Source organism: Rahnella ecdela, assembly GCF_019049625.1.
Taxonomy (GTDB): domain Bacteria; phylum Pseudomonadota; class Gammaproteobacteria; order Enterobacterales; family Enterobacteriaceae; genus Rahnella; species Rahnella ecdela.
Genome location: NZ_JAFMOY010000127.1, coordinates 189,133 through 204,308 on the forward strand (window position 1 = coordinate 189,133; position 15,176 = coordinate 204,308).

Genomic DNA, 15,176 nt, shown 5'->3' on the forward strand with positions numbered 1-15,176 from the left:
GCCAGCGAAAGCTGGCAGTGTTGAGTCGAATTATGCAGTCAGACGCGCGGCGTCTTGTGCAATCACCAGCTCTTCGTTGGTCGGGATGACCAGAGCGGTGCGGGTGCCTTCTTTGTTGATGGCACCAGATTTGCCGAAGCGTGCAGCCAGGTTGCGTTCGTGGTCAACTTCAAAGCCCAGCAGGCCCAGTTTGTCCAGAGACAGTTCGCGAACCATTGCCGCGTTTTCGCCGATACCACCGGTGAAGACGATAGCGTCCAGACGGCCTTCCATCAGGGAAGTGTAGGCACCGATGTATTTCGCCAGACGGTGGCAGAACACATCCATTGCGCGTTTAGCATCAGCTTTAGTCGCGTAGTTGTCTTCAACATAACGGCAGTCGCTGGTCACTTCAGTCAGACCCAGCAGGCCAGATTCTTTGGTCAACATTTTGTTGATTTGATCAACGCTCATACCCAGTGAATCGTGCAGATGGAAGATGATTGCCGGGTCGATGTCACCGCTGCGGGTACCCATCACCAGACCTTCCAGCGGAGTCAGACCCATTGAAGTATCGACACATTTACCGTTACGGATGGCACTGACAGAACCGCCGTTGCCCAGGTGGCAAGTGATCAGGTTCACTTCTTCCACTGGTTTGTTCAGCATTTTCGCGGCTTCCTGAGTCACATAGAAGTGACTGGTGCCGTGTGCGCCGTAACGACGGATGTGGTGATCTTTATACAAGCTGTACGGCAGGGCGTAGAGGTAAGACTCTTCCGGCATGGTCTGATGGAAAGCGGTGTCGAAAACGGCAACGTTTTTATCAGCCAGTTTAGGGAAAGATTTCAGCGCTTCGTCGATACCGATCAGGTGAGCCGGGTTATGCAGCGGCGCAAACGGGATAGATTCTTTGATACCTTCGATGACAGCGTCGGTGATCAGCATGGACTTGGTCAGCTTTTCGCCGCCATGAACGATGCGGTGGCCGATTGCAACCAGCTCTGCAGACAGTTCAGGTTTTTTGCTCAGAATGTTATTAACGATGAATTTCAACGCTTCGCTGTGTGCGGCACCCGCACCTAAAGCGGCTTCTTCTTTGCCACCGTCCATTTTCCATTTAATGCGCGCTTCTGGCAGATGGAAACATTCGGCTAAACCTGAAATGTGCTCTTCGCCGTTTGCTGCATCAATGATGGCAAACTTAAGGGAAGAACTACCACAGTTAAGAACCAGTACAAGCTTACTCGACATGGAAGTACCTATTTATTGTTGGTGCTGTTTAAGAAAAACAATACACGTGGTTAATAAATCGTCAATCTGACATCAAGCGTAGCGCATAATGGCGGTGACAATTATGATTAACATCATGCCGGAGAGCCAAAACCGGCATGACGATGAAAAAGCTGGAGAATCGCCGGGCTCTGTTTTTATAAGCCCTCTGATAACAGAGAAATAAACTGTGCATGGGCACAAAGTGTCTCGGTTATGCGTCTTCAGGATGTTACTAATCAGTAAAAACACTAACAAAAAATACAATAACTAATTACAAAACCACCCTGAGCAAGGCACTATGCTTAATGTAGGGAGCAAAGCTTAATGTAGGGAGCAAACATTGCAATTTACCGTTTGTACCCCAACTTTATTATGATGTCGTGGCCTGAAAGGGTTGCGAGGCTGCGATAGAATACCGACAGTGTCAGTAAAAACAAAATATATTTTATCGTGGTAAACTCCAGTTTGTGTTTTACAACTATTTTTTAAATTTTATACGTGAAGTTGAGGTGCAAAGATGACGAGTAAGCCAACAGGCTCCGTAAGCTGGTTCCAGATCTTCCAGCGCGGACAGCACTACATGAAGACATGGCCGTCAGACAAGCGCCTGGCTCCGATGTTTCCGGAGAACCGCATCTCCACAGCGACCCGTTTTGCCGTGCGTATTATGCCGCCAATAGCCGTCTTCACCCTGACGTGGCAAATTGCCCTCGGTGGGCAGCTTGGACTGGCTGCGGCGACGGCGATTTTTGCCTGTAGTTTGCCAATGCAGGGATTGTGGTGGCTCGGTCGTCGTTCGGTAACGCCGCTGCCTCCCGGTTTACTCGGCTGGTTCCATGACGTGCGCAATAAGCTTGCTGAATCAGGACAGGCGCTGGCACCGATTGAAGGCACCCCTACCTATCAGTCTTTAGCTGACGTACTTAAGCGCGCGTTCAAGCAACTCGATAAAACTTTTTTAGACGATCTGTAAGCCTGATTTCCTCACTGGCCCCGTCAGCCATCATCTATAGTCTTTCATAAGTTGCATGACACCGGAGGAAAGTCTCCTCCGGTGATTATTTCGGATGAGATCCCGATTCAAATCAAAGAATGGTGTGCTTGCGATTTCGCAGAACTTTGCGCTATGCCATGCTTTGCTCATTATGCAGACATGAGGATTTTCACGATGGAAATGACTAACGCTCAACGCCTGATTTTATCGAATCAATACAAAATGATGACCATGCTGGATCCCGATAATGCAGAACGTTATCGCCGGTTACAGACGGTAATTGAACGCGGTTTTGGTTTGCAAATGCGCGAGCTGGACAGAGATTTCGGCGAATTGCCTGAAGATACCTGTCGCACAGTGATTAATATTATGGAAATGCACCATGCCATGCAGGTGTCGTGGACCAATCTGAAAGACACGCAGGATTTGGATCGCCGCCGAATCGATTTCCTGGGTTTTGATGCAGCTACTGAATCCCGTTATTTAAGCTATGTTCGCTTTATGGTGAACACCGAAGGACGTTACACTGACTTCGATGCAGGCACGCATGGCTTTAACTCGCAGACCAAAATGTGGGATAAATACCAGCGTATGCTGGCGGTGTGGCAATCGTGCCCGCGTCAGTACCATCTGAGTGCGGTAGAGATCGCGCAAATCATTAATGCTTGATGTGAAATAACCAAAGGGGAATTGCCTGTGGAGTGCAAAGGTTTCTTGTTCGACCTTGATGGGACGTTAGTGGATTCATTACCGGCAGTTGAGCGTTCATGGATTAACTGGGCGCTCAGTTGGGGAGTTGATCCTCAGGATGTTCTGGCGTTCATTCACGGCAAACAGGCGATTACTTCCTTACGTCATTTCATGGAAGGCGAGAGCGAAGAAACGATTCAGAAAGAGTTTCTTAAACTGGAACAAATTGAAGCGACGGATACCGAAGGTGTTACCGCGCTTCCCGGCGCGCATTTGCTGTTAAGCGAACTCAATCGCCAGAACATTCCCTGGGCGATTGTGACCTCCGGTTCAATGCCTGTCGCCAGCGCCCGTCATAAAGCGGCGCATCTGCCTGAGCCAGAAGTATTTATTACAGCCGAACAGGTAAAAAATGGTAAACCGCAACCGGATGCGTATTTACTGGGTGCCGAACGTTTAGGTCTGGCACCGGAAGATTGTGTGGTCGTTGAAGACGCCGCTGCAGGCGTGATGGCGGGTCTGGCTGCGGGCTGTAAAGTCATTGCTGTTAACGCGCCTGATGACACTCCGGGCATTGAAAACGTTGATTTTGATCTGTCGACACTGGAAACTCTGCTGGTCAGCAGTTCCGACGAAGGCGTAAAAGTCAGTCTGCGTTAAGTACAGAAAAAACACAGTTTCCTTGTGTTAGTTGATTTGAACCCCGTTTACACGGGGTTTTTTTATGCCATTCTGATACCCGTCATACTTCAAACTGTCTCTGCGTTGGCTGCCTTAACGGATTCACTGCGTTGCCGCCTTGGTACAATTTGAATGATTTAGGGTATACCGCTATTTATCCTCCTCTCTCAACGCAAACGGAGTGTGTTTTGACCGGTGAATTACTTTGGGTAGTCACGTTACTCGTTATTGCTATGGTGTTGTTCGCACGCAATTCGCTGCGAATGGATATCGTGGCCTTGCTGGTGATCATCGCTTTCGTTCTGAGCGGTACGCTGACCATCAATGAAGCGCTGGCCGGATTCAGTGATCCTAACGTGATTCTGATTGCTGCCCTGTTTGTCGTCGGACACGGTCTGGTGAGAACCGGCGTGGCCTATCAGGTTGGCGACTGGTTGATGAAAGTCGCCGGTAACAGTGAAACCCGTATGCTGGTTTTGCTGATGCTCACGGTGGCCGGTCTCGGTGCTTTCATGAGTTCCACCGGTGTGGTGGCGATCTTCATTCCTGTTGTCATCAGCGTTTCTGCCCGCATGAAAACCTCTCCCGCACGCCTGATGATGCCACTGAGTTTTGCAGGTCTTATCAGCGGCATGATGACGCTGGTGGCGACGCCGCCCAATATGGTGGTCAACAGCGAGCTGTTGCGCGAAGGATTCGGCGGTTTTGGTTTCTTCGGTGTGACACCCGTCGGTTTGGTCGTGCTGATGATGGGCGTGGGCTATATGCTGATCGCCCGTCGCTGGCTTTCATCCGATAATACGTTGCAGGATAAACAACGCTGGAAACGCCGGACGTTTCGCGATTTGATCCGCGACTATCGCCTGACGGGCCGGGCGAGAAGGGTGACTGTCCGCCCCGGCTCTCCGCTGGTCGGACGTACGCTGGATGATCTACACCTGCGTTCGCGTTATGGTGCAAATGTGGTGGGCATCGAACGCTGGCGTAAGTTTCGCCGTGTGATGGTCAGCGCAACGGGTCATACCGAACTGTTTGCCCGCGATGTCTTATTGCTCGATATGTCTGATTCCGGCATACCATTTCGACAATTTTGTACTGATGAAATGCTGGAGCCGATGGTGTTGCGCGGGGAATATTTCTCTGAGCAGTCACGCGATGTCGGTATGGCGGAAGTGTCATTAATTCCCGATTCTGAATTACTGGGAAAAACCCTGCGCGATGTGGCGTTTCGTTCCGTCTATGGCCTGAATGTGGTGGGCATCCGCCGTCAGGGGGAAGCGCTGGAAGGCCGGCTTGTTGATGAGGAATTACAGCTCGGCGATATGCTTCTGGTGATTGGCGACTGGAAGCTTATCCGCCAGTTGCAGCAACAGATGCATGATTTCATCGTGCTGAACCTTCCTGCCGAAGTGGACGAAGTCGCGCCTGCGCTGAGCCAGGCTCCGCATGCGCTGTTTTGTCTGGCGCTGATGGTCGCCCTGATGCTCACCGACGATGTCCCCAATGCGATTGCCGCTATTATCGCCTGTATCCTGATGGGGAAATTTCGCTGCATCACAATGGAAGGCGCTTATAAAGCAATTCACTGGCCAAGTTTGTTGCTGATTATCGGGATGATGCCTTTTGCGCTGGCACTGCAAAAAACCGGCGGTGTGGCGCTGATTGTGAAAGGACTTATGGAAGTCAGCGGCGGTTACGGTCCGTATATGATGTTGCTGAGCTTATTCATTCTCTGCGCGGGCATCGGGCTGTTTATTTCTAATACGGCCACTGCGGTGCTGATGGCGCCGATTGCCATTGCAGCGGCACACCAGATGGGCGTCTCGCCTTACCCGTTCACCATGATTATCGCGATTGCCGCGTCTGCTGCATTTATGACGCCGGTGTCTTCACCGGTGAACACGCTGGTGATGGTGCCGGGTAACTATAAATTCGGCGACTTTATCCGCATCGGCGTGCCTTTTACGCTGCTGGTGATGGTCGTCAGCGTATTTCTGGTCCCGGTGCTTTTCCCGTTCTGATCACATCGGCGAATCGAGGCTGATTTCATCCAGTGACAAACTGAAACTCGGAATGAAGACTTCCATAAAGTAGTCCATTTCCGGGCTCTTTCTGTCTGCTAACGTTTTTTCCAGACGCGCTTTTGCCAGCGTAAATTCATTATTCCCTGCGGACAATTCTTCCAGACATTTCAGGTAGGCGCAAAGCGCATCCGCCTGTTTGACCGTCAGCTTTTCATCTTCAGTGTAATAATGCTCGTCGATCAGCGGGCGGAAATCTTCCTGCAATTCCTTAGGCAGCATTTCAATCAGCTTTTGCTGGGCAATTTTCTCGATTTTTTTGTATTCATGCGCAATTTGCGGATTGTAATACTTGATAGGTGTCGGCATATCGCCGGTCAGCACTTCACTGGCGTCATGATACATCGCGAGCAGAGCAACGCGTTCAGCGCTCAGATTGCCATCAAATTTACGGTTCTTAATGACGGCTAAAGCATGCGCCACAAAGGCAACCTGCAGACTGTGCTCAGAGACATTCTCTGTGCGGACATTGCGCATCAGCGGCCAGCGGCTGATCAGTTTGAGGCGGGAAAGATGGGCGAAGAAATGACTCTGGTTCATAGCACTCTCAATAACAACGGTGAATGAGCGTCCATTGTGAGCAGTGCGGGGCAGTGATGTAAATAGGCGAAAGAGAAAAGGGCGCAACCGTTGATGCTGCGCCCTGAACATTACTGGCGGTAGGTCTCGAGGAAACGGCCCAGTTTGTTAACGGCCATTTCGAGTTCGTCCACACGCGGCAACGTGACGATGCGAACGTGATCCGGATACGGCCAGTTGAATGCCGAGCCCTGAACCAGCAGAACCTTTTGCTGCAAAAGAAGGTCGAGCACCATTTTCTGGTCGTCATGAATATTGAAACGTTTGGCGTCGATGCGAGGGAACATATACAGCGCGCCTTTCGGTTTCACGCAGGAGACGCCTGGGATTTCATTGATCAGTTCCCATGCACGGTCACGCTGTTCAACCAGACGTCCGCCCGGCTGAATAAACTCGCTGATGCTCTGGTATCCGCCCAGTGCGGTCTGAATGGCATGTTGCATCGGTACGTTGGCGCATAAACGCATCGAGGCCAGCATTTCCAGACCCTCGATATAGCCTTTCGCATGTTTCTTCGGCCCGTTCAGAACCATCCAGCCCTGACGGAAACCGGCAACACGGTAGGTTTTTGATAAACCGTTAAAAGTGACGGTCAGCAGATCCGGCGCCAGTGAAGCGATAGAGATATGCTGGGCTTCGTCATACAGAATTTTGTCGTAAATTTCGTCAGCGAAGATGATCAGGTTGTGTTCGCGGGCGATATCCACAATCTGCATCAGCAATTCTTTGCTGTAGACCGCACCCGTCGGGTTGTTCGGGTTGATGATCACAATGCCACGGGTGCGCGGGGTGATTTTGTCACGAATATCGGCGATGTCCGGGAACCAGTCCGCACCTTCATCACACAGATAATGCACCGCATTACCGCCGGATAGTGACACAGCAGCCGTCCACAACGGATAGTCCGGCGCAGGCACCAGCATTTCGTCGCCGGTGTTCAGTAAGGCCTGCATAGACTGCACGATCAGTTCAGAAACCCCGTTGCCGATATAGATATCTTCAACGGTGATGTCGCGCATATCACGCGCCTGATAATGCTGCATGATCGCTTTGCGCGCAGAAAACAGACCTTTGGAATCACAGTAACCCTGCGCGGTAGGCAGGTTACGGATGACATCAACCAGAATTTCATCCGGTGCATCAAATCCGAAAGGGGCCGGGTTGCCGATGTTCAGTTTGAGGACTTTGTTGCCTTCTTCTTCAAGGCGTTTTGCTTCTTTAAGCACCGGGCCGCGAATGTCATAACAGACGTTGTCCAGTTTGTGGGATTTTTCAATCGGGGACATGTAAATGAGAGCCTTTTGCAGTAAAGCCTGTTCTTCCCTGGCGACGAGCGGCCGCAGAGCAGTGCGAATGGCACAATTTACTCCCCGACAGGGGGCATGAGAAGGGCTTTGCACCGTTTTGGTGAAAAACAGCAGTAAAGGCAGCTGGGGTGGGTTTTTAGCAAAGTAATCGAATCACTGAATGGTGTTTAATTCTTTGTTTGGCATGTTTTGTATTTTTATATTTTGCAAAAGTACGCTTTATAACCAATAAATTCACTGTTTTTGCTGACTGCACCGCCTGAAGGGGGATTCCCGTAAGCGCGAATTTTAAGCAGAACATCATGAAAACTTACCAAAGCTCGACAAATTCTGAAAAAAATTCAGGCAGACTCGTTTTATTGATAACAATTCCTAACAAGAATCAGTTTTATTTCGTTAATGTTTAATAATTAATGCTGGATAGATGATCATGTTCTAAATGATTTCCTAATCCTATTTCTTTAAAGTATTTAAATGCTTTAGAAGCATATATTTTAATTGATCAGTATAAACAAATTTTGAAGAAACTAGAAAAATCTTAATCATGCTTTAACTATGCCCACCTGGGGTAATTGAATTACTCACGTGACTCAATGAATTTGTTGAATTATATTTCCATTGGCTGATTTTATTAATTAATTTAGCTTATGTTTTTGGAGCGTGGCATAGCCCGGTTTTTTGATGTTTGCGGACAGAAGGCGCACGCAGACGGGTTATGGAATGGTTCAGCGGGACAGACTATATTAATTAAGATGCTCTAATCATTTAGCCTTTATGGGGTTTTATTGTGCGCAAAGTTAATGCCCGGATGCTTACAATGACGAAAACTTTCATGCACAAATATTTCTCAATTTAGGTTATCAAATGAGTGAGTATCCGTCATATCTGGTATTCTGCTTTTTGCGGGTACTTTGACGCACCATCAGGGTAGCTTGTTATTAGATTCTATAAAGTGAAGAAAAACTATGACAATTGCAAATCGTCCAATCCTCAATCTCGACCTTGACCTGTTGAGGACATTTGTAGCTGTTGCTGATTTAAATACGTTCGCTGCGGCAGCTGCTGCTGTGTGTCGTACTCAGTCGGCGGTAAGCCAACAAATGCAACGTCTAGAACAACTCGTTGGAAAAGAACTGTTTGCCAGACATGGACGCAATAAATTATTAACTGAACATGGTATTCAGTTATTGGGGTACGCACGCAAAATCCTTCGTTTTAACGATGAAGCCTGCACCTCTTTGATGTACAGCAATGTTCAGGGCGGGATAACGATTGGTGCGTCAGATGATACAGCTGACACCATTTTGCCTTTCCTGCTCAGCCGTGTGACATCGATATATCCTAAGTTGTCGATTGATGTCCGCGTTAAACGCAGTCCTTTCATGCTATCAATGCTTGAAAGTGAGGAAGTGGATTTAGCCATCACCACGATGACCAACGCCGACCATCCGCACATCGTTCTGCGTACTTCGCCAACGCTCTGGTACTGTTCAGCGGATTTTGCTTATCCTTCCGGGGACAGCGTGCCACTGGTTGTGCTTGATGAGCCAAGTCCGTATCGTTTAATGGCCACTGAACATCTTAATCAGGCGGGGATCCCGTGGCGTATTGCCTATGTGGCATCTACATTGTCGGCCATTCGTGCGGCAGTGCGTGCCGGGTTGGGTGTGACTGCGCGACCTATCGAAATGATGAGTCCGGAGTTACGTGTTCTCGGTGAACAGGATGGTTTACCACGACTGCCTGACACGCAATATGTGCTGTACAAAAATGCGCGTTGTGAAAATGAACTGGCTATGGCGATTTTTAATGCCGTAGAACAGGGGAATGATCCTTACTCGCTCAGTGCTTATGGTCCGCGTCCTGTTGTGGATGATGATCAGGAGTTCCTGGCAGATTCCCAAAACTAAGTTTTTCCCTGAGCTTTACCTTCCGCCTCCGCTTCACGGGGCGGGGGTAAAGGCCTCTACCTCTTTTGAGGTGCAAGAGTTATACTTTTAGTGCTTCTGTGTACTATTTCCCGTAAAACCCGCCTTTTTTATTCTTATTGCTTGCCGTTCCCCGTAAAAACACTCATTCGCTACAGCCCGGCTCCACAATTACGAGACTAACTGGCGAAAAAACCAGCACTTTTCAAGGTTAAAAAAAAGCATCAAATTTTTCCGTAAATCGCTTGTCGTTTTTTGAAAATCAACAAAACTTGTTAAAAGTGTGCCTTTTTTTCTTTCAAAATTGACAGAACTCTGACACAGATCAAAAAAATAACCCTATTAAGAGAGTGGAAGCGGTGCCTATTCCTGCGACAATAGGAAAGTACGAAAGATGTCATAACTCCCATCACAGGCGCATGCTTTACCACAGTATTTTACTGACACGATTTAGCTTAAGTACCGGCGCATGATATGTTAATTAAATGCTATGCATGTAAACTAATGTGGAGATACTTTTGTCAAAGTTGACAAAAGGTTATAGAAAAGGGTAAAAAGCCCACAACAAATCACTGGCTTAATGCCTTGTTGAGCCGTGAACTGTGTGGTTTTTAATCCTTCCCTTGAATCGATGTGGTGCGCAAGCTGCCGACCTTACAGAGCAGATGCCAAAGTGCCACTTTTGATGAGTAAGCAATGAGTATGTCAACAGCCACTGAAGTCATCGCTCAACACTGGGCGTTCGCCGTTTTTCTTGTCGTCGCAATGGGTCTTTGTTGCCTGATGTTACTGGGCGCCGCGTTTCTTGGCGGGAGAGCCAGAGCGCGTTACAAAAACACGCCTTTTGAATCAGGAATCGCCTCTGTCGGCACAGCCCGACTGCGTCTGTCCGCCAAGTTCTATCTGGTCGCCATGTTTTTCGTCATTTTCGACGTTGAAGCCCTGTATCTCTATGCATGGTCAACATCTATCCGCGAAAGCGGCTGGACCGGATTTGTAGAAGCCACCATTTTCATTTTGGTACTGCTGGCAGGTTTGTTCTATCTGGTGCGTATTGGCGCGCTCGACTGGACACCAACACGTTCGAAAGGACCTGTTAAACCAAGCCCGGCTATTAATACCAACAGTCACCCTCAGTAAGCAGTCATAGCGAGGCATTAAGATGGACTATACGCTCACCCGCATAGACCCGGACGGTGAGAACGACCGTTACCCCCTGCAATCTCAGGAGGTCGTCGGCGATCCTCTTCAGGAACAGGTTAAACGCAGCGTCTTCATGGGAAATCTCCAGGAATCACTGCATGGCATGGTGAACTGGGGTCGTAAGAATTCCCTTTGGCCGTATAACTTCGGCCTTTCATGCTGTTACGTGGAAATGGTGACGTCATTCACTGCGGTGCATGACGTTGCGCGTTTTGGCGCAGAAGTTCTGCGTGCTTCTCCACGTCAGGCTGATTTTATGGTGGTAGCGGGAACCTGCTTCACCAAAATGGCTCCGGTAATTCAGCGTTTGTATGATCAGATGCTGGAACCAAAATGGGTCATTTCGATGGGTGCCTGTGCGAATTCCGGCGGTATGTACGATATTTATTCTGTCGTTCAGGGCGTGGATAAATTCCTGCCTGTCGATGTGTACATCCCGGGGTGTCCGCCGCGTCCGGAAGCCTATATGCAGGCTCTGTTACTGCTGCAGGAATCCATCGGCAAAGAACGTCGCCCATTGTCATGGGTTGTTGGCGATCAGGGTGTTTACCGCGCGAATATGCAGTCTGAAAAAGAGCGTAAACGTGCTGAGCGTATTGCCGTGACAAATCTGCGTTCGCCGGACGAGATTTAACACTGCGGTCTGAGAGTCAACCCTGAGGGGAGATGTGTATCAGTATCCCCTTACGGCATAAATGACCATTTAGTGTGGTGAAAAAAATATGACAGATTTGACGACGCAAGATTCCGCCCTGCCAGCATGGCATACCCGTGATCATCTCGATGATCCGGTTATTGGCGAATTGCGTAACCGTTTTGGGCCAGAGGCCTTTACTGTTCAGGCGACCCGCACCGGAATTCCCGTGGTGTGGTTCAAACGTGAACAGTTACTGGAAGCGATTACCTTTTTACGAAAACAGCCAAAACCTTACGTCATGCTTTTCGATTTGCATGGCTTTGATGAGCGTTTACGTACACACCGCGACGGTTTACCGGCCGCGGATTTTTCCGTTTTCTATCACCTGATCTCGGTCGAGCGCAACCGCGACATCATGATCAAAGTGGCATTGTCAGAAAACGATCTTCATGTTCCGACCATCACCAAAGTGTTCCCGAACGCTAACTGGTATGAGCGCGAAACGTGGGAAATGTTCGGTATTACCTTCGATGGCCACCCGCACCTGACGCGCATCATGATGCCGCAGACCTGGGAAGGGCACCCGCTGCGTAAAGATTATCCGGCACGTGCCACCGAGTTCGATCCTTATGAGCTGACCAAGCAGAAAGAAGAACTCGAGATGGAATCGCTGACCTTCAAGCCTGAAGACTGGGGCATGAAGCGTGGTACCGACAACGAGGACTTCATGTTCCTCAACCTCGGTCCTAACCACCCGTCTGCGCACGGTGCATTCCGTATCATCTTGCAGCTTGATGGCGAAGAAATTGTCGACTGTGTTCCGGACGTCGGTTACCACCACCGTGGTGCTGAGAAAATGGGCGAACGCCAGTCCTGGCACAGCTACATTCCTTACACCGACCGTATCGAATACCTTGGCGGCTGTGTTAACGAAATGCCTTACGTGCTGGCCGTTGAAAAACTCGCCGGTATCGTGACGCCGGATCGCGTTAACACCATCCGTGTCATGCTGTCTGAACTGTTCCGTATCAACAGCCACCTGCTGTACATCTCTACGTTTATTCAGGACGTGGGCGCGATGACACCCGTGTTCTTCGCCTTTACCGATCGTCAGAAAATCTACGATCTGGTTGAAGCGATCACCGGTTTCCGTATGCACCCGGCCTGGTTCCGTATCGGTGGCGTTGCACACGACCTGCCGAAAGGCTGGGATCGTCTGCTGCGTGAGTTCCTTGACTGGATGCCAGCACGTCTGGATTCCTACGTCAAAGCGGCGCTGAAAAACACCATTCTGATTGGCCGTTCCAAAGGCGTGGCTGCTTATAACGCAGATGACGCTCTGGCCTGGGGCACCACCGGTGCTGGCCTGCGCGCAACGGGTATCCCGTTCGACGTGCGTAAATGGCGTCCATACTCCGGCTACGAAAACTTTGACTTTGAAGTTCCGACAGGTGATGGCGTCAGTGACTGCTATTCCCGCGTCATGCTCAAAGTTGAAGAACTGCGTCAGAGCCTGCGCATTCTGGAACAGTGCTACAAAAACATGCCGGAAGGCCCGTTCAAGGCGGATCACCCGCTGACCACGCCGCCACCGAAAGAACGTACGCTGCAACACATCGAAACCCTGATCACGCACTTCCTGCAAGTGTCGTGGGGTCCGGTTATGCCTGCGCAAGAATCTTTCCAGATGGTTGAAGCAACCAAAGGGATCAACAGCTACTACCTGACCAGTGACGGCAGCACCATGAGCTACCGCACCCGTGTCCGTACGCCAAGCTTCCCGCATTTGCAGCAGATCCCGTCCGTAATCCGTGGCAGCCTGGTATCCGACCTGATCGTGTATCTGGGCAGTATCGATTTTGTAATGTCAGATGTGGACCGCTAACGATGACAGATATCAATAAAGACTCAGAAGTTCAGTACATCAACGTCAGTGAGCCAGTCGTGCCGCCGGTGTTCGTGCTGAGCGACGCTGAACGCGAAGCGATTGAGCACGAAAAACATCACTACGAAGATGCCCGCGCGGCCTCTATCGAAGCGTTGAAAATCGTGCAAAAGGCGCGTGGCTGGGTGCCTGATGGCGCTATCTACGCGATCTCCGATGTTCTGGGTATTCCTGCCAGTGACGTTGAAGGTGTGGCGACATTCTACAGCCAGATCTTCCGTCAGCCGGTGGGCCGCCATGTGATCCGTTACTGTGACAGCGTGGTGTGCCACATCACCGGTTATCAGGGGATCCAGGCTGCTCTGGAACAGCAGTTGCACATCAAGCCGGGCGAAACGACTGAAGACGGACGCTTTACCCTGCTGCCGACCTGCTGCCTCGGGAACTGTGACAAAGGTCCGTCAATGATGATTGACGAGGACACGCACAGCCACCTGACGCCAGAAGCGATCGGCTCGCTACTGGAGCGCTACGCATGACCTACATTCCAAGACACATCGAACGCACGCCGGAGATGCATCCGCTGACCTGGCGTATGCGTGACGACAAACAGCCAGTCTGGATTGACGAATACCGCAGCAAAAACGGTTACGTCGGCGCAGAAAAAGCCCTCAAAGGCATGGCTCAGGAAGAAATCGTCAATCTGGTAAAAGACGCTGGCCTGAAAGGGCGCGGCGGTGCAGGTTTTTCCACCGGTCTGAAGTGGAGCCTGATGCCAAAAGACGAAAGCATGAACATCCGCTATCTGCTTTGTAATGCCGATGAGATGGAGCCGGGCACGTATAAAGACCGCATGCTGATGGAACAAATGCCACACCTGCTGGTGGAAGGCATGTTGATCTCTGCATTCGCGCTGAAATCTTACCGTGGTTACATCTTCCTGCGTGGCGAATATATCGAAGCTGCGGTGAATCTGCGTCGCGCGATTGCTGAAGCCACCGAAGCGGGCCTGCTGGGCAAAAACATCCTCGGCACCGGTTTCGATTTTGAACTGATTGTTCACACCGGCGCAGGGCGTTACATCTGCGGTGAAGAAACCGCACTGATTAACTCGCTGGAAGGCCGCCGTGCTAACCCGCGTTCCAAACCACCGTTCCCGGCATCTGCCGGTGCATGGGGTAAACCGACGTGCGTTAATAACGTCGAAACCCTGTGTAACGTGCCAGCGATCCTTGAACACGGCGTGGACTGGTACAAAGGTATGTCTGCGGGCAAAAGCGAAGATGCCGGCACCAAACTGATGGGCTTCTCAGGCCGGGTGAAAAATCCGGGCGTCTGGGAGCTGCCGTTTGGTACTACCGCACGTGAAATTCTCGAAGACTATGCCGGTGGCATGCGTGATGGCCTGAAATTCAAAGCCTGGCAGCCGGGCGGGGCAGGGACTGACTTCCTGACCGCCGATCATCTGGACCTGCCGATGGACTTTGCCAGCATTGGTAAAGCCGGCAGCCGTCTGGGAACTGCGCTGGCGATGGCTGTGGATCACGAAATCGGCATGGTTCCGCTGGTGCGTAACCTGGAAGAATTCTTCGCCCGCGAATCTTGTGGCTGGTGTACTCCATGCCGCGATGGTCTGCCTTGGAGCGTGAAAATTCTTCGTGCGCTGGAACGTGGTGAAGGCCAGCCGGGAGATATCGAAACTCTCGAACAGCTTTGCCGCCAGCTTGGCCCGGGCAAAACCTTCTGCGCACACGCGCCGGGTGCCGTGGAGCCATTGCAAAGTGCGATTAAATATTTCCGGGAAGAGTTTGAGGCGGGTATCGCCAAACAGCATTACAACAACGCGCGAGCTATTGGTGGTATTCAGCCAAATAATCTGCTGAAAGAGCGTTGGTAGTGAAGGCAACAGGCAGCGGACGTGAGCCCGCTGTGCGCGA

General features: G+C 50.5%; 13 protein-coding genes. 10 read left to right on the forward strand and 3 right to left on the reverse strand.

Translation table 11 applies throughout. The features are described 5' to 3' along the window. Nucleotides 1-30 precede the first annotated feature (30 nt). Nucleotides 31-1,233, reverse strand: a complete 1,203-nt coding sequence (gene ackA, locus J1784_RS14580) for an acetate kinase (RefSeq protein ID WP_217149830.1) — start codon at nucleotides 1,231-1,233, stop codon at nucleotides 31-33. Between the two features lie 538 nt (nucleotides 1,234-1,771). On the opposite strand from ackA, the gene yfbV reads away from it, so the two are divergent. The 4 genes from yfbV to J1784_RS14600 all read left to right on the forward strand — a co-directional run bounded on the left by yfbV (nucleotide 1,772) and on the right by J1784_RS14600 (nucleotide 5,640). Then, nucleotides 1,772-2,227, forward strand: coding sequence for a terminus macrodomain insulation protein YfbV (gene yfbV / locus J1784_RS14585; RefSeq protein ID WP_217149831.1), 456 nt, complete (start codon nucleotides 1,772-1,774; stop codon nucleotides 2,225-2,227). 195 nt (nucleotides 2,228-2,422) lie between these two features. Continuing rightward, nucleotides 2,423-2,917 (forward strand): YfbU family protein, encoded by a 495-nt coding sequence (locus tag J1784_RS14590; protein ID WP_015696454.1) that lies wholly within the window; start codon nucleotides 2,423-2,425, stop codon nucleotides 2,915-2,917. 27 nt (nucleotides 2,918-2,944) lie between these two features. Continuing rightward, entirely contained in the window at nucleotides 2,945-3,598 is a 654-nt protein-coding gene (locus J1784_RS14595) for a sugar phosphatase (protein WP_217149832.1), read from the forward strand. A 209-nt stretch (nucleotides 3,599-3,807) separates the two neighbouring features. After that, nucleotides 3,808-5,640 carry an SLC13 family permease gene (locus J1784_RS14600; RefSeq protein WP_217149833.1) on the forward strand — a complete coding sequence of 611 codons (1,833 nt, stop codon included), beginning with the start codon at nucleotides 3,808-3,810 and terminating at the stop codon, nucleotides 5,638-5,640. Here the strand turns inward: J1784_RS14600 and yfbR are convergent, their stop codons facing one another. Beyond that, complete coding sequence (gene yfbR / locus J1784_RS14605; RefSeq protein WP_217149834.1) at nucleotides 5,641-6,240, reverse strand: 5'-deoxynucleotidase; 600 nt, start codon at nucleotides 6,238-6,240, stop codon at nucleotides 5,641-5,643. A 110-nt stretch (nucleotides 6,241-6,350) separates the two neighbouring features. Further along, nucleotides 6,351-7,565, reverse strand: a complete 1,215-nt coding sequence (locus tag J1784_RS14610) for a pyridoxal phosphate-dependent aminotransferase (RefSeq protein WP_015696458.1) — start codon at nucleotides 7,563-7,565, stop codon at nucleotides 6,351-6,353. Between the two features lie 986 nt (nucleotides 7,566-8,551). Between J1784_RS14610 and lrhA the strand changes: the two genes are divergently transcribed. The 6 genes from lrhA (at nucleotide 8,552) to nuoF (ending at nucleotide 15,136) form a co-directional block, all read left to right on the forward strand. Then, complete coding sequence (gene lrhA, locus J1784_RS14615; RefSeq protein ID WP_217149835.1) at nucleotides 8,552-9,496, forward strand: transcriptional regulator LrhA; 945 nt, start codon at nucleotides 8,552-8,554, stop codon at nucleotides 9,494-9,496. A gap of 714 nt (nucleotides 9,497-10,210) precedes the next feature. Next, on the forward strand, nucleotides 10,211-10,654 hold the full coding sequence (locus J1784_RS14620) for an NADH-quinone oxidoreductase subunit A (protein ID WP_101076106.1): 444 nt from the start codon (nucleotides 10,211-10,213) through the stop codon (nucleotides 10,652-10,654). A 22-nt stretch (nucleotides 10,655-10,676) separates the two neighbouring features. Then, on the forward strand, nucleotides 10,677-11,351 hold the full coding sequence (locus J1784_RS14625; RefSeq protein WP_013574590.1) for a NuoB/complex I 20 kDa subunit family protein: 675 nt from the start codon (nucleotides 10,677-10,679) through the stop codon (nucleotides 11,349-11,351). Between the two features lie 88 nt (nucleotides 11,352-11,439). Then, nucleotides 11,440-13,239 carry an NADH-quinone oxidoreductase subunit C/D gene (gene nuoC / locus J1784_RS14630; protein WP_095922838.1) on the forward strand — a complete coding sequence of 600 codons (1,800 nt, stop codon included), beginning with the start codon at nucleotides 11,440-11,442 and terminating at the stop codon, nucleotides 13,237-13,239. Between the two features lie 2 nt (nucleotides 13,240-13,241). Continuing rightward, nucleotides 13,242-13,778: an NADH-quinone oxidoreductase subunit NuoE gene (gene nuoE, locus J1784_RS14635; RefSeq protein WP_238485527.1), complete on the forward strand. Its 537-nt coding sequence runs from the start codon at nucleotides 13,242-13,244 to the stop codon at nucleotides 13,776-13,778. Next, entirely contained in the window at nucleotides 13,775-15,136 is a 1,362-nt protein-coding gene (gene nuoF / locus J1784_RS14640) for an NADH-quinone oxidoreductase subunit NuoF (RefSeq protein WP_120507129.1), read from the forward strand. Before nuoE ends, nuoF begins: the two co-directional genes overlap by 4 nt. Nucleotides 15,137-15,176 lie beyond the last annotated feature (40 nt).

Coding starts and splice junctions, on each gene's coding strand:
- ackA (WP_217149830.1), bottom strand. CDS start 1,233: ATGTCGAGTAAGCTTGTACTGGTTCTTAACTGTGGTAGTTCTTCCCTT.
- yfbV (WP_217149831.1), top strand. CDS start 1,772: ATGACGAGTAAGCCAACAGGCTCCGTAAGCTGGTTCCAGATCTTCCAG.
- J1784_RS14590 (WP_015696454.1), top strand. CDS start 2,423: ATGGAAATGACTAACGCTCAACGCCTGATTTTATCGAATCAATACAAA.
- yfbR (WP_217149834.1), bottom strand. CDS start 6,240: ATGAACCAGAGTCATTTCTTCGCCCATCTTTCCCGCCTCAAACTGATC.
- J1784_RS14610 (WP_015696458.1), bottom strand. CDS start 7,565: ATGTCCCCGATTGAAAAATCCCACAAACTGGACAACGTCTGTTATGAC.
- lrhA (WP_217149835.1), top strand. CDS start 8,552: ATGACAATTGCAAATCGTCCAATCCTCAATCTCGACCTTGACCTGTTG.
- J1784_RS14620 (WP_101076106.1), top strand. CDS start 10,211: ATGAGTATGTCAACAGCCACTGAAGTCATCGCTCAACACTGGGCGTTC.
- J1784_RS14625 (WP_013574590.1), top strand. CDS start 10,677: ATGGACTATACGCTCACCCGCATAGACCCGGACGGTGAGAACGACCGT.
- nuoC (WP_095922838.1), top strand. CDS start 11,440: ATGACAGATTTGACGACGCAAGATTCCGCCCTGCCAGCATGGCATACC.
- nuoE (WP_238485527.1), top strand. CDS start 13,242: ATGACAGATATCAATAAAGACTCAGAAGTTCAGTACATCAACGTCAGT.
- nuoF (WP_120507129.1), top strand. CDS start 13,775: ATGACCTACATTCCAAGACACATCGAACGCACGCCGGAGATGCATCCG.